The sequence below is a fragment of the Micromonospora sp. NPDC005413 genome, assembly GCF_040606435.1.
Taxonomy (GTDB): domain Bacteria; phylum Actinomycetota; class Actinomycetes; order Mycobacteriales; family Micromonosporaceae; genus Micromonospora.
The window spans coordinates 1-14,496 of sequence record NZ_JBEXEV010000038.1 but is presented as its reverse complement, the minus strand read 5'-3'; the positions used below and the strand labels follow the sequence as shown (position 1 = coordinate 14,496).

Genomic DNA, 14,496 nt, shown 5'->3' with positions numbered 1-14,496 from the left:
TCGGGGCATTGCCGGGCAGCACCCCAGCCCCTAGTGTGACGCGCGTCCCTAAATTACTTGAGAGTAGGGTTCGCGTGGAGCGTCGCTTCGGCATGCCCGGACACGTGCTGTTTCTCAACTGGCGAGACACCCGTAACCCCGAGGGTGGCGGTTCCGAGGTGTACGTGGAACGGATCGCCGCCGAGTTGGTGGCGCGCGGTTTTCGCGCCACCCTCTTCTGCGCCGCCCATGGCCAAGCACCCGGCGACGAGGTCAACGAGGCAGGCGTCCGGCTGGTGCGGCGCGGCGGCCGACACACTGTCTACCTCTGGGCGGCGCTCTGCTACCTGGCCGGCGCGCTGGGCGTAGGCCCGCTGTCGAGCCGTCGGGGCGGCCGGCCCGACATCCTGGTCGACGTCTGCAACGGGTTGCCGTTTCTCGCCCCGCTGTGGGCACGACGCCCGGTGGTCAAGCTGATCCACCACGTGCATCGCGAGCAGTGGCCGGTGGTCCTTCCCCAGTGGGCCGCCCGGTTCGGCTGGTGGGTCGAGTCGTCGCTCGCCGTACGCGTCTACCAGCGGTGCCGCTACGTCACCGTCTCCGAGGCCACCCGCAGAGAGCTGGCCACGCTGGGCGTACCGCCGGAGCAGGTCGCCGTGGTGCACAACGGCACCCCGGCGCTGCCCCGCACCGACGCCGAGCGGGCGACGTTCCCGCTGCTCGTGACGCTGAATCGGCTGGTGCCACACAAGCGGGTGGAGGTCGCGCTGCGCGCGGTCGCGGCCCTCACCGACGAGCTGCCCCAGCTGCGGCTGGTCATCGCCGGCCAGGGCTGGTGGGAGTCGCACCTGCGCGAGCTCGCCGCGGAGCTGGACATCACCGAGCGGGTGGATTTCCGGGGCTTCGTGACGGAGGAGGAGAAAGCCGCCCTGCTCGCCTCGGCCTGGGTCGCGCTGACCCCGTCACTCAAGGAGGGCTGGGGTCTGACGATTGTGGAGGCGGGTTCCGCGGGCACGCCAACGGTTGCGTTCCGCGAAGCGGGTGGAGTCGCCGAAGCGGTCGTCGACGGGCGTACCGGCCTGCTGGCCGACGACATCGACGATTACCTGGCGAAGGTGCGCACGCTTCTGCACGAGGATGAGATGCGGCGCGAGATGGGGGCGCAGGCCCGGGAGCACGCGGCGAGCTTCACCTGGCAGGCCGCGGGTGGGCACTTCGCGGCCCTGCTGGACGGAGTGGAGTCGCCCCGCCCAGTGCAGCAGCGGGGCGAGCCGTCCTACCTTTCGCCGTAAACCGCGGGGGCGTACGGGTCCTTCTTTCCGGCACGCTTGGCCGCTTCCGAAACAATCTTGGCCTCGCTGGCCGCCTCTTTGTCGGTGGCGGTCGCGGCGGCCGAGAGCCCGCCGAGGGCCAGGATCCCCAGCAACGCCGCCACCAGGCCGGACACGACCAGGGTCAGAGCTCTACGCATGCCAATCCTCCAATGGCGAGACGTGCGAGCGGACGTTACCACGCGGTAGGGCGCCGGTGTAGTGCCGAAATGGCGGCAGCCATGACCACCAGAAGGGCAGCTCCAAGCGCCATCACGACGGCCCACGCGCCATGTCCAGGCGGGGCCGGTTCGGGGAGAATGGCCTGATTTCGGTAGAGAGTGAGGAACGGTCCCTCGTGGACGACCTGGAGGTCACGAAGGGTCGCCGGGTCAACCTGGCCGGGCAGTTGGTGCTGCACCACCACCCAGCGCACGCCGGTGGCCGAGAGGGGCCGCCCCTCGGCCACCACACTGCGCACCTCGCGGAGCCGTGGATTCTCCCCGGCCACCGCGATGTCACCGACCCAGAGCGTGTCGTCGGTCAGCACCGTCCCGGGCAGATAGCGGGGCGCCGGGTCCAGGACGACCCGTCCGGGGTTCCATGGGTACGCCCGGTAGGCGCCCAGCGGCAACGCGAGGATCTCCCCAGGCTCGCTGGACACCCGCTCGGCAACAGCCTGCCAGTCCGCCGGATAGCTCACCGGACGAAGCCGGCCGGCACCGCCGAAGGCAAGGTCCGGCATGACGGCCACCGGCAAGAACAGCAGCCCGACCAGAACCACCCCCGCGACCTCCCGGTCGACCCGGGCCACCAGCCGCTCGGCGCCCAACGCGGCACACACCACCAGCAGCAGCGCGTACGGGGCCAGGAACTTCTGGCCATCTCGGAGCAGCCCCGCACCCGGCAGGTGCACCACCGCCCAGCGCAGCAGCGCGTCCCCGCCGGGGAGCACCCCGAAAGCAGCGAGGAGGCAGCCGATCCCGGCGAGCACCCCCAGTCGCACCGCCGCACCCGGGGGCAGCCGGCGCCGCAGCAGGCCCGCGCCGACCGCGGCCAGGATCAGCAGCACCAGGGTCGCCAGCGGCACCAGCGGTGCGGCGCGACTGGCGGGTGTGGCCTGCGCGCTCCAGATGCCGCCGGTGCCCGCGAGCGCCACCAGCGGGCCGGCCCAGTTCTCCGAACGCGCCATGAACGCCGCCACCCCCGCCGGGTCGGAAGAACCGCCGGCACCGGTGACCAGGGCCGCAATCACCCACGGGGTGTTGAGTATCCCGACGCCGGCTAACGCCAACGCCGACCGACGCGGCTGAGTCCGGTCCGACACCAGCAGCAGCACCGTGCCCAACGCGATCAACCCGCCGGTCGGCGTGATCGCGGCGGGCGCGGCGGCGAGCACCAGCCGGGCGAGCGCGCCATCGCGCCCCGCCCGCAGGTCCAGCGCCGCCCGCACCAACCAGGGCAGCGCGGCGTACGCGAGCAGCAGCCCCCATTGCCCGATCAGCAGCCGCTCGGCGAGGTAGGGCGTCCACGCGTACGCCACCGCGGCGAACAGCCGGACGGCGCGCCGGTCGGTCGGCACCAGCCGGCCGGCGCCGACCGCGGCCAGGAGGACCGCCCCGCCGAGCACCAGCCGCTGCACCAGCCAGCCCGGCACGAGCTGAGTGATCAGGGAGACCAGTGCGTCCATCGGCACCGCCCGGGGCAGACTCTGCGCCGGGGCGACGAGATCCCAACTCAGCGGCTGCCGGGGTACGAACACCATGTCGTACAGAAGCGCGTAGCCGGGCGCCGCCAGCGGGGCCAGCACCAGCACCGTGACAACCGCCGCAACGGCGTACAGCGGCAGGGTGTCCCGCACCGGCCGACTCGGTGGGGAGTCGACGCCGGCCGGACGCTCAACCATTCACGGTGCCGGCACCGCCCGGCCGACGGTGATCAGGTTGGTGCACAACCCCACTGCCGGGCCCTCGATGGTGACCTCGACGGCGCTCCCGGCACCCTCCAGCAGGAAGATGACCTCGTTCAGCCCACGCCGCAGGGTGATCTCCCTGGCGGCGTCTCCGAGTCGGACCGTGGCGGTGGAGTCACCCGAGCTGAGGTAGCCGAAGTGCACCGCGTACGGCCACTCCTCCAGGTACCCGTCCAGCGGAATCCTGGCAGGCCGGCCACTCTCCACCAGGTGCCCACACTCGGGCACCGGACCAGGCAGGACCTTCCGCCCCTCGACCACGACCGGACGGATCCGTCCGTTCTCGTCGAACATCGACGGCTTCTCGGCCTGCGTCACGAACGTGGGCCGGCGATCGGCCGGGCGGAAGAAGTGCGACTGGAGATTGTCCGGCCAGAAGTAACCCGCGACGACACGGTCCGGGACGGTGGCGTCCAGAAAGACGGTGCCCGGCGGCGCGGCGGCAAGCTCGGCCTGCGCCGTCGCGAGGTAGTCCCGTCCGTTCTTCGTACTCCAGTTGTCCCCGAAACGGGCCGTGCTCCACAGCGTGCCCACGCCAATGGTGGCCAGGAGGACGATTATCGAAACCAGGCCGACCGCGAAGGCACCCGGCTCCCGCAGAACCGTCGGGACCGGCCACGCGGACACGTCGTCCTCGTCGGCGTCCTTCGTCCCCAGCAGGGCCGCGCCGACACAGATCGCGGCGACCAGCACCACGTCGGCGACGTACCGGGGAATGATGCCCACCAACGGACCGAGCGGGCCACCGAGGCGGGTCACGGCGAAGAGCGCGGCGACCAGCCCGAGGTAGCACGCGAGCAGCACCCAGGCCCGCCCGGCGGACGGGCGTCGCCGGGCGGTGACCACGATGAGAGTCACCAGCACCGCCCAGGACAACCACTTGGCGATGTCGTACGGGTCGACGAGCGGAGGACCGTCACCGGCGTACGTCCAACGCCAGGGACCGCCGAGCAGACCCGGCACGACGGTTTCGCCGACCAGGTCACCGAGGAAGTTGAGGACCTGACCGACCGACGTGGGCTCGTCCAGCTCGCGGGCGGGACGGGTCGCATAGAACGCCAGGTACGCCCCCGAGAGCGCACTGAGCACCAGCCACGCCGGCCAGTGTCGGCGGACCGCCGTCACCAGGCTGCGCCAGACGCCGCCCGACGTGAAGAGGAAGACGGTCAACAGGAACAGCAGCGGCACCGTCAGCAGAGCCTTGGTGTCGAAGAGCAGGCCGAACACCAACCACAGGACGACCACGACGAGGTGCCGCAGCCGGCCGGTCCGCACGTACCGGACCTGGGCCGCCACCGCCAGGACGAGGGACAACTGTGCCGGCAGCACGAGCAGCCCGACCAGCCACAGCGAGGAAACCTCAAGCGTCAGCGGGCTGAACACGAACAGGCACAGCGGGATGAGCAGCCCCCAGCCTGGCCGGAGCAGATCACGCAGCAGCCGGTAGACGGCGATCCCGGTCGCCGCCTGGCCGACCGCCAGCAGCAGCACCCACGGCCAGGTGACAAAGCCCGCCACCCGCACCATCGCCCACGCCACCAGCAGGCCGCCGGGCATGAGGTGGTTGTTGAAGGTGCCCAGGAGGTAGTCCGCGTCCAGCCGGGTGTCGAGGACCTGGGCGGCGATGACGAACTCGTCCTGGGAGAACCAGCCACGGGTGGCGAGGGCGGCGCGCCAGGCGACGGACACGACGATGAGGGCGAGCGCTACCGCCCGGACACGGTCGGCACGGAACCATCGGCCGATCGGCCCCGGCCGGTCGCCATCGGACGGGACGCTTTCCGGATGCGTCTCGGCCTCAGCTTCTGGCATTGACATGGTCGGCAGCCTGCCACACGCTTACACGCCGTGGGGACGGCCGTTCTCCCGATAACGCCACCCAGCACCCCTGGTGGCCCGTCCGTGCCCGGTCCGGATAACGTCGCGCGACGGTCGTCGGTTGCAGGTGCGCGTCCGGCTGGCGAAGACAGGAGCCGAAATGCGTGCAGAGGTGGCCAATGGCACCGCTTCGGGGTCCAGCCGCACCCGGCACACGGCCCGGCGGTTCCGGCACCTGACCATCTGCATCGTTCTCACCGCCCTCGCCTTTCAGCAGACCCCGGGTCAGGTCGTCCCCGACACCAAGGTCGACCTGAACGTCAACCCGGCCGGGTTTCTGCTCCGCTCGCTGCACCTGTGGGACCCCACCGGCACGTTCGGCCAGCTACAGAACCAGGCGTACGGATATCTCTGGCCGATGGGCCCGTTCTTCCTGCTCGGATCGGAACTCGGCCTCGCGCCGTGGGTGGTCCAGCGGCTGTGGTGGGCACTGCTCTTCTGTGTCGCCTACCTGGGAGTGGTGCGGCTGTCGGGCCGGCTCGGCATCGGCACGCCCGCCGGGCGCATGATCGCCGGCGTCGCCTTCGCGCTGTCACCGCGCATCCTCACCCAACTCGGGTGGGCCTCGGTGGAGTCCTGGCCCAGCGCCATCGCCCCCTGGGTGCTCATCCCGCTGGTGGGCCTCGCCCGCGGCACCCCCCTGCGGCGCGCCGTCGCCGGGTCGGCCGTCGCCGTCGCCTGCGCCGGTGGCGTCAACGCCACGGCCGTGTTCGCGGTGGTGCCACTCGCCCTGCTCTGGCTCGCCACCCTCCAGCCCGTACGCCGCCGCGTCACCGCCATCGCCGCCTGGTGTGGCGCGGTGGCCCTGGCCACGGCGTGGTGGTTGGTTCCGCTGCTGGTCCTGGGGCGGTACAGCCCACCCTTCCTGGACTACATCGAGACCGCCCGGAACACCACAAGCGTCACCGACGCGGTGACCATGCTCCGCGGCGCCTCCTACTGGGTCGCCTACCTGGCCTCCCCGTTCGGACCGACGATTCCGTCCGGTGCACGACTCGCCAACGAGGCGCTACTGATCGCTGCCACCCTGGCGGTCGCCGCACTCGGTGTCCTCGGGTTGTCCCGACGCGGGATGCCGCACCGCCGGTTCCTCATCACCGGTCTGGTGCTCGGCGTCGCGCTCGTCGGTCTCGGGCACGTCAGCGACCTGCCGAACATCCTCGCCGGCCCTCAGCAGGAGTTCCTCGACGGCGTCGGTGCCCCCCTGCGCAACGTGCACAAGTTCGATGTCCTACTCCGCCTGCCGCTGGCCCTGGGCATGGCGCACCTGATCGGTCTGGCCGTCCGCGCGGCGCGCACCGCGCCCGCACAGCATCGCCCACGAACCGTCGCTCGCGCCTGGCTCACCGCCGGCGCGGCCATGGTCGCCGTCACGGCGGTCGCCACGCCCGCGCTCGCCGGCGGTCTCGCCACGCCGGGCGGCGTCAAGGCGGTGCCCGGCTACTGGCACGAGGCCGCCGACTGGCTCGACGCGAACACGGGGCGCGGGCGGGTGCTCGTCGTGCCCGGGGCGCGCTTCCCGTCGTACGACTGGGGCAGCACCACCGATGAGATCGCCCAGCCGCTGCTGAACAGCCGGTGGGCGGTACGCAACGCCATCCCCTTCACCCCACCGACCACGATCCGGCTGCTGGACGCGATCGAGTCGACGCTCGCCACCGGCTCCGGGTCGACCGGCCTGGCCGACCTGCTCGCCCGGTCCGGGATCAGCCACGTCCTGTTCCGCGCCGACCTCGACCACGGCCGCTCCGACACGGCCCGCCCGGCGGTAGTCCGCCAAGCCCTGGATCGCTCACCCGGGTTGACCCGAGTCACCTCCTTCGGCCCCCTGCGCGGCGGGCCCTCGTCCCCGGACGAGTTCCGCGACCAGGGGCTCGACGTGCCCGTCCGGGCGCTGGAGGTCTACCGGGTCGACCGCCCCGTCGAGCCGGTGGTCGCGTACGACCGTGACGACGTGACGACCGTCGTGGGCGGCCCCGAATCGCTCCTCGACCTCGCCGCGGCAGGACAGCTCAGCTCGGCGCCCACGGTCCTGGCGGGCGACGCGCCGGCTGTCGGCGTCGCCGGACCGGTCGCGATGACCGACGGGCTGCGCAGACGGGACGTGTCGTTCGGCCGACTGCGCGACAACACCTCCCAGACCCTCACCGCCGACGACACCTTCGAGGTGACGGCACCCAAGCACGACTACCTGCCCGAGTGGGGGGCGGAGCAGTCCACCGTCGCCCGTTTCGAGGGCATCAGCGCGATCCGCGCCTCGACCGCCCGCTCGCAGGTGGACTCCCCCGGCGGCGCCCGCCCTGAGCACCAGCCGTACGCGGCGATGGACGGCAATCCCGCAACCTCCTGGCAGTCCGAGCCGTACTCGCCCAGTGACCGCCAGTGGGTCGAGGTGGGCCTCGCCAACCCGACACGGGTCACCCGGGTCGAGGTCTGGTTCGACCTGAAGGCCGACGCCCTGCCCACGACGGTGACCGTCACCGCCGGGTCCGAGAGCAGCACCGTCGAACAGTTCGGCGATCACATGGTCTTCGAACTGCCCGGCGTCCACGCCACCCGCGAGGTCCAGATCTCGGTCGTCGGCGCGTACGACCTCCGCCCGCTCGGCAACGGATCGGTCGGCATCGCCGAGATCAAGATTCCCGGCATCCAGACCAGCCGGACCCTTCTCCTTCCCGCCGCTCCGGCCACCGACCGGCCGGCGACCGTCGTCGTGTCGGCGGCGCCCACCACACCGGCCTGTTTCTCCGTCGACGGACAACCCCGCTGCTCCACCGACGCCGTCCGCGGTTCCGAGGACGCCTCCACCATCGACCGGACCCTGACCCTGCCCGCCGCCGGGGCGTACGACGCCCAGCTGTGGGCGCGGCCGACGGCCGGCCCGGACCTGGACAACACCCTCGACAGGCTGGTGGCCGACGCACAGCCGCTGCGTCTCGCGGCGCAGGTCAGCGCCTCTTCGACGGCCGTTCCCGACCCGACCGGCCGGGCCGGCGCGGCGCGCGACGGTGACCCGAGCACCAGTTGGTCACCGGCGGTCAACGACGAGGCACCGATCCTGCGCCTCAAGTGGCTCAAGCCGCAGACCATCACCGGGCTCCGCTTCTCCGTCGACGCCGAGACAGCCGCCACCCGCCTCGGCAGTGTGCGGGTGGTCGGCGACGACGGTTTCCGGAGCAGCCTGCTCGGCGACGACGGGCTCCTTCGTCTGGATCCGCCGATGCGCACCGACGAGATCACCATCCAGTTCCTGGACAAGCCGTCCGCCACCAGCACCGACCCGTACAAGCTGCGGTTGCCGGAGCAGTTGCCCGTCGCGGTCGGCGAGGTGACCGTGCTGCCCGGAGAGTCCACCGTCGAACCGCGCCTCGACACACCCCTGACGCTGGCCTGCGGATCGGGTCCGACGCTGCAGATCGGCGCGTCCCGGGTGACCACCACGCTCCGCGGCACACTCCGCGACCTGCTGGAACTGCGCGAGATGCCGGTGACGCTGTGCGGCCGGGGCACGCCCCGACAGCTTGACCTGGGCCGCGGGGAGCACCGCATCGTGACCACACCGAGCAGGCTGGCCTCGCCCACCCGGGTCGCCCTGGTGCCACGGACGCCCACGCCGGCCCCGGCGGCGGTCGCCAGCGCCATCAAGGTCGACTCCTGGGCTGCCACCGAACGACGGGTACGGGTGGACGACCACCCCGTCGACCGGGTGCTCGCCGTGCGGGAGAACACCAACACCGGCTGGGAGGCGACCATCGGCGGGCGGACCCTGAAGCCGCTGGTGGTGGACGGGTGGCAGCAGGGCTGGATTCTTCCCGCCGGCGTCTCCGGGGAGGTGGTACTGCGCTTCGCCCCGGACACGACGTACCGGGCGGGCCTTCTGCTCGGCGGCATCCTGCTGGCGGTGGTGGTCCTCCTCGCGGTGCTGCCCGCCCGACGGCCCTCCGGGCGCACCTCGTCGACCGTCGTACCGCGCGGCCGTCGCCGGGTCACCCGATCCCTGCCGCTACTGGCCGTCGGCGCCGCAGCGCTGGTGCTGTCGAGCGGCCTCATCGGCGGCCTGTTGGTCGCGGCGGGGTTCATGCTGGCGGTACCCGGCCCACGCCGCCTGCCCTGGTCAGTCGACCCACGTCGGGCCAGGACGATCAGCCGGGCCGTCGAGACGTGGCTCCCCGGCGCGCTCGTCCTGCTCGCCGGGTGGCTGTACCTCAATACGACGCAACGTAACACCGACGCCCTGCTGCAACTCACGATCGTCGTCGCCCTGGGTGCTCTCTGGCTCTCCACCGCCGCCCGACGACGGCCCGTACGCCGGGTCACGCCGACGCCGGCGGAACCGGCGGCTCCGGAGGCCCTGCAGCCGGACACGGCCGAGCCGCCGAAGCCGGACCTGGCGACGTCGGGGCCAGCCGACGGGCAGCCTCCGACCCTCTCCGGGATCACGTGAGCCCCCGGCGATCCCTCCGTTCGGAGGGGACGGTGAAGACGGAGCGGACGGGCGGACGGAACAACGGCCTGGGCGCGGCGGGAGCCGCCGTCACACTGGCCGGCGTCCTCGTCAACGGCCTGGCCTACCTGGTGCCGGTGCTGGCCGCCCGCCGGCTCGACCCGGCTGACCTCAGCGCGCTCGCCACCGCCCTCGGCCTGGTGGCCATCGTCGGCGTGCCGGGGCTCGGTCTGCAACTGGCCGTCGCCGTGCACCACGCCCGGCACGGCACCTCCGACACCCGGCGGCTCACCGCGGTCACCGCCGCCGTGTGCGCGGGAACCCTCATCGTGGCGACGCCCCTGTTGATGGCCGCTCTGGATCTCCCGATCGAGGTGCCCGCACTGCTGGCGGTCACCACGGCGGCGATCGTGCTCTCCTCCCGCTCCCTCGGGGAGTTGCAGGGCGGCCAGCGATTCCTACGACTCGCCGTGGGGATGGCCCTGCTCGCCGCGGGCCGCTACGGCGGCGTGATCGCCGGGCTGTTACTCGGTGCGGGAATGACCGGCGCACTGGCGGGCGGTGCGCTGACCGCCGCGCTCGCCCCGGTGCTGCTGGCCCGACTCGCCCGCGCACCGCGAGGACCGTCCACGGCACCACGGCTGACCGTCGCTCAGGTGGTTGCCGGCTGCGGCGCGACCCTGGCGATGCTCGTCGTCTCGTACGCCGATCTGCTCCTGGCCCGGCAACTGCTTCCCCCGTCGGGGTCCGGGGCGTACTCGGTTGGCACGGTCCTGACCAAGGGCGCGCTCTGGGCGCCGCAGGTCGCCGCCGTCCTCGCCCTGCCGCGTCTCGCACGCGGGGACCGCCGCAGCCGCACGGTCGCGCTCACGGTTACGGGCGTGTGCGGTCTGGTGCTGGTGCTCGCCTCGACGCTCGCCGGAGGGCTGGCGTTCCGCCTCGCCGGCGGACCCGACTACACCCACCTTGGCCGGTACGCGCCGCTCTTCGCCGCGATCGGTGCGCTCTACGCGGTGACGTTCGTGCTGCTCAACGACCGCCTCGCAGCCGGTGTGCGCTGGGCGGCGGCACCGCTTTGGGCGGGCACGGCCGGCTTGGTGACCGTCGCGGCGACCATCCGGCCCCGCACCGTCAACGGTCTCCTCTTCGCGGCCCTGGGCACGGCCATCGCCACCACTCTGATCATGGCGGTGACCGCCCGTCGACCACCTGGGGTACCGGCGCCTGGGCCGGGAGACCAGATCAGCCCTCCGCGAGCCAGTCCTCCAGAAGACGGTGGTCGATCGCGTCCACCCGGCCGAGCGTACGGCCGGAAGCCACCCGATCCCGCAGCTCCGCCCGGGTGAACCAACGCGCCTCCAGCAGCTCCTCGCCGTCGACACGTACCTCGTCGGACGTGGCGGTGGCCCGGAAGCCCACCATCAGGCCGGCGGGGAACGGCCACGCCTGCGACCCCTGGTAGGTCACGTGGGTGACGGTCACGCCCGCCTCCTCGGCCATCTCCCGACGGACCGCGTCCTCCAGGCTCTCGCCGACCTCGACGAAGCCAGCCAGCGTCGAGTACGCGTCCTCCGGCGCACCCGCGTGCCGGGCCAGCAGGCAGCGCCCCGATGCCCCGGGTGCCTCGACCAACACGATGATCGCCGGTTCGATCCGGGGGAACAGGAGACGCCCGCACTCCCCGCCGGTACAGGTCCGCACGTGCCCGCCGCCGTCGGAGACGGCCGGCGCACCGCACGTCCCGCAGTACCGCTGCTGCCGGTGCCAGTGCAGCAACCCCCTGGCGTACGCCTGGACGGCCGCGTCACCGGGCTCGAGCCGCCCGACCAGTGCCCGTACGTCGACGGACCGCCTCGCACCGGCCATCTCGGCGGCGGCCTGCTCGGTGAGCGCGGACAGGTCCACGGCGAACACGGCCACGTCCCCGTCGAGCCCCAGGAAGACGGTCTCACCGGCAGCGGACCGGACGAGAGACGCGCGCTCAGCGGTGAGCCGGACCGGGCCGTCCCCGTCGACGAGAGAGCGATCCCGCCAGATCGGCAGCACCACGGTGGTCGACTCGGTGAGCAGCGCGCTCAAACGGGTGGGATCGGTGCGCAACGGGCCTGCCCGGTCCAGCCAACCGCCGCCGTACGCCAACACCCGCTCCGCAGTGTCCACCGGACCACCGTGCCATGTCAGTGGCCCGCCACCGGCACCACCCCCGGGCTCGCGCGACACGCCGGGAGACACGCGGTAGCAGCGCCTGGTGGGCGCAGCCCGCAAGGACGGCCGGGCATTCGTTACCGTAGGTGGCTCCGGGAGGGGGACCTCCCGCGGCACCCTGGCGATCGAGGTTGCAGTGACGCTGTACGGCGATAAGAGTCCACCCGCCGACGACCGGCCCACGGTGCAGGTCACCGCGGTCACCTGGCCGGACGACGGACCGGATCTGGGGACGGCACCCGCCCCTGGCGAGCCGGAGGGCGGCCCGCACCGCCCCCGCCGTGTGCGGATGCTGCTCGCCGCCGGCGTCACCGGTGGCATGCTCGCCGCCGTGGCGGGCGTCGGCGCCTGGGCGTACGCCGGGGACGTCCCCCGCGGCACCAGCGTGCTCGGCACCGAGCTGGGCGGCCGGAGCCGCGCGGACGCCGACCGGGAGTTGCGGGCGGAGCTGGACCGGCGGGCGGCGGAGCTCGCCACGCCGCTGAAGGTCAGCGTTGATGGACGCACCGCCGAGATCAACCCGGCCGACGTGGGGCTCGCCGTCGACGTGCCGGCGACCGTCGCGGCAGCGGCCACGGCCGACGCGCACCCGGTCAGCCGGCTTGTCGGCTCCCGCACGGTCGACCCGGTGGTCACCGTCGACGTGGACCGATTGGACGACGCGCTCCGTAGGGTGCTCGGCAAACAGGCCCAGGGGATGACGATGCCCGCGATCACCTATCAGGGCACCACGCCGAAGGTGGTGCAGCCCAAGCCGGGGCTGGCCCTGGAGCCCCAGCGCTCCGCCGAGGTGGTCCGCGCCGGCTGGCTGGCCGGCACCCCGGTCACCGTGCCACTGGTGGAGAGCCCCCCGGCGACCACCCCGGAGGAGCTGGACCGGCTGGTCGCCGAGCTGGCGAAGCCAGCGGTCGCCGCACCGGTCACCCTGCGTACCGACAAGGGCTCGGTGGAGGTCCCGCCCGCCGCCATCGCGAAGAGCCTGCGGTTCGCCGCCGACAAGACCGGCAAGCTGACCCCGTCGGTGGACGTCAAGCGGCTGCGGGCGGCGCTCGGCGACGACCTGGCCGCCATCGAGGTGCCGCCGAAGGACGCCACGATGACCATTTCCGGTGGTCGGCCCACCGCCACCGAGGGGCGACCCGGGCAGCAGCTGGACACGGCAGCCCTGGGTCGGGACCTGCTGGCGGTGCTGCCGAAGTCGGACGGCCGCGAGGTGACCGGCGAGCTGAAGCCGACGCCGCCGGAGCTGACCGCGGAGAAGCTGGCCGGCCTGGGCATCAAGGAGCGGGTGTCCACCTTCACCACCCGTTTCACCGGAGGCATGGCCTCGTCGCGCAGTCAGAACATCGCGACCATCGCCAAGAAGGTGGACGGCACGGTCGTGCTTCCCGGGAAGACGTTCTCGCTGAACGGTCACACCGGCGAGCGCGGCTACGACCAGGGCTACCGGGACGCACCGGTCATCCTCGACGGCAAGCTGGTGCCGGGCGTCGGCGGCGGCACCTCGCAGTTCACCACCACGCTGTTCAACGCGACCTACTACGCCGGGCTGGAGGACGTCGAGCACAAGCCGCACTCGTACTGGTTCGACCGGTACCCGGCGGTCATCGAGTCGACCATCTTCTGGCCGAACCTGGACTTCAAGTTCCGCAACAACACCGAGCACGGCGTACTCATCGACACGTCGTACACGTCGAGCACGATCACCGTGTCGATCTGGAGCACGAAGATCTACGACAGCGTGAAGACGGAGTACGGGCCGCGCCGCAACATCACCACGCCGAAGCTGATCCATCTGGCACCCGGCCCCTCGTGCATCGCGACGAACGGCATCAACGGCTTCACCCAGGACGCCTTCCGGGTCATCAAGAAGGGCGGCGCGGTGGTCAAGCGGGAGAAGTTCACCTGGCGCTACGACGCGGAGCCCCGCTACGTCTGCGGGCCGAAGCCCTCCTGATCCTCAACTGTCCGCCGCACGACTCGAAATGCTGAGGACCGCCGCGACCTACGGCCAACACCGATCCGGCGGTCTCAGCGGGTAAGCCATCGCACGGGGCCCAGGGCCGTCTCGTGAAACCTGCCGCCGTCCGAGGTCACTCCGCGCTGCAGCCAGCTGAGCAGGTAGACGACCACGGTGTCGAGAACGCTCAACCCACCACCAGCGCATCCTCCGGGCGGCGTGATGAAGTGCGGCAGCACCAGTGGCGAGGGTGGGGACTTCGCGGTGTGCGGCTGGGCCGACCACGGCAGCGTGGTGATGGCGATGTTCCCGGGGCGGTCGGTGAGCGACGCTGGCGGGCTGCTGCGCAATCTGCGCGCCGATATGCAGTCGCGGGGCTGACCCACGCGCCGGATCACCGGTCGCGCCACCATCTTGTTGATCGGCTCCGTATCGCCCGCGGGGCTGACCTCCGCGCCGGATTACCGGTCGCGCCACCATCTTGTTGATCGGCTCCGTATCGCCGATGTGGGCCTATCCCGTAGCGGGGTCACCGCCAGATCGGCGATATGGAGTCGATCAAGCGCAGGTTGAGGTGGGGAACGCAGAACGGGGCCAGCCCCGAGGGGTGGCCCCGTTGTGTAGGGGGGAAATGCGTCAGGGCCACCCCTTGAGGGGTGGCCCTGACGAAAGATTGTCCGGCGGTGTCCTACTCTCCCACACCCTCACGAGTGCAGTACCATCGGCGCTGGAGGGCTTAGCTTCCGGG

At 72.1% G+C, this 14,496-nt stretch carries 9 protein-coding genes; 5 read left to right on the top strand and 4 right to left on the bottom strand.

Annotation, left to right across the window (positions count from 1 at the left end; translation table 11 throughout):
- Positions 1-92: 92 nt before the first annotated feature.
- Positions 93-1,271, top strand: a complete 1,179-nt coding sequence (locus tag ABZS37_RS28280; RefSeq protein ID WP_355173980.1) for a glycosyltransferase family 4 protein — start codon at positions 93-95, stop codon at positions 1,269-1,271.
- On the opposite strand, the gene ABZS37_RS28275 is transcribed toward ABZS37_RS28280, so the two are convergent.
- From ABZS37_RS28275 to ABZS37_RS28265, 3 genes are read right to left on the bottom strand one after another with little or no spacing between them, the layout of a single operon-like run.
- Complete coding sequence (locus tag ABZS37_RS28275) at positions 1,256-1,450, bottom strand: hypothetical protein (RefSeq protein ID WP_355173892.1); 195 nt, start codon at positions 1,448-1,450, stop codon at positions 1,256-1,258. The genes ABZS37_RS28280 and ABZS37_RS28275 overlap by 16 nt on opposite strands.
- Positions 1,451-1,485: 35 nt before the next feature.
- The gene (locus ABZS37_RS28270; protein WP_355173890.1) at positions 1,486-3,195 is read right to left on the bottom strand and encodes a hypothetical protein; all 1,710 of its coding nucleotides are present in this window, start codon (positions 3,193-3,195) and stop codon (positions 1,486-1,488) included.
- Positions 3,196-5,079 (bottom strand): hypothetical protein, encoded by a 1,884-nt coding sequence (locus ABZS37_RS28265; protein WP_355173888.1) that lies wholly within the window; start codon positions 5,077-5,079, stop codon positions 3,196-3,198. It lies immediately after the preceding gene.
- Between the two features lie 160 nt (positions 5,080-5,239).
- On the opposite strand from ABZS37_RS28265, the gene ABZS37_RS28260 reads away from it, so the two are divergent.
- Both ABZS37_RS28260 and ABZS37_RS28255 read left to right on the top strand, forming a co-directional pair.
- Positions 5,240-9,583: an alpha-(1->3)-arabinofuranosyltransferase gene (locus ABZS37_RS28260; protein ID WP_355173886.1), complete on the top strand. Its 4,344-nt coding sequence runs from the start codon at positions 5,240-5,242 to the stop codon at positions 9,581-9,583.
- Positions 9,584-9,615: 32 nt separating this feature from the next.
- Complete coding sequence (locus tag ABZS37_RS28255) at positions 9,616-10,929, top strand: polysaccharide biosynthesis protein (protein WP_355173884.1); 1,314 nt, start codon at positions 9,616-9,618, stop codon at positions 10,927-10,929.
- Here the strand turns inward: ABZS37_RS28255 and nudC are convergent.
- Complete coding sequence (gene nudC, locus ABZS37_RS28250) at positions 10,826-11,743, bottom strand: NAD(+) diphosphatase (RefSeq protein ID WP_355173882.1); 918 nt, start codon at positions 11,741-11,743, stop codon at positions 10,826-10,828. The genes ABZS37_RS28255 and nudC overlap by 104 nt on opposite strands.
- 181 nt (positions 11,744-11,924) lie before the next feature.
- On the opposite strand from nudC, the gene ABZS37_RS28245 reads away from it, so the two are divergent.
- Positions 11,925-13,745 carry a VanW family protein gene (locus ABZS37_RS28245; RefSeq protein ID WP_355173880.1) on the top strand — a complete coding sequence of 607 codons (1,821 nt, stop codon included), beginning with the start codon at positions 11,925-11,927 and terminating at the stop codon, positions 13,743-13,745.
- Between the two features lie 177 nt (positions 13,746-13,922).
- On the top strand, positions 13,923-14,129 hold the full coding sequence (locus ABZS37_RS28240) for a hypothetical protein (protein WP_355173986.1): 207 nt from the start codon (positions 13,923-13,925) through the stop codon (positions 14,127-14,129).
- Positions 14,130-14,496 lie beyond the last annotated feature (367 nt).

What these genes read in the sequence shown, in the direction of transcription:
- ABZS37_RS28265 (WP_355173888.1), bottom strand. Translation starts at nt 5,079, where the DNA reads ATGTCAATGCCAGAAGCTGAGGCCGAGACGCATCCGGAAAGCGTCCCG.
- ABZS37_RS28275 (WP_355173892.1), bottom strand. Translation starts at nt 1,450, where the DNA reads ATGCGTAGAGCTCTGACCCTGGTCGTGTCCGGCCTGGTGGCGGCGTTG.
- ABZS37_RS28260 (WP_355173886.1), top strand. Translation starts at nt 5,240, where the DNA reads ATGCGTGCAGAGGTGGCCAATGGCACCGCTTCGGGGTCCAGCCGCACC.
- ABZS37_RS28280 (WP_355173980.1), top strand. Translation starts at nt 93, where the DNA reads ATGCCCGGACACGTGCTGTTTCTCAACTGGCGAGACACCCGTAACCCC.
- ABZS37_RS28270 (WP_355173890.1), bottom strand. Translation starts at nt 3,195, where the DNA reads ATGGTTGAGCGTCCGGCCGGCGTCGACTCCCCACCGAGTCGGCCGGTG.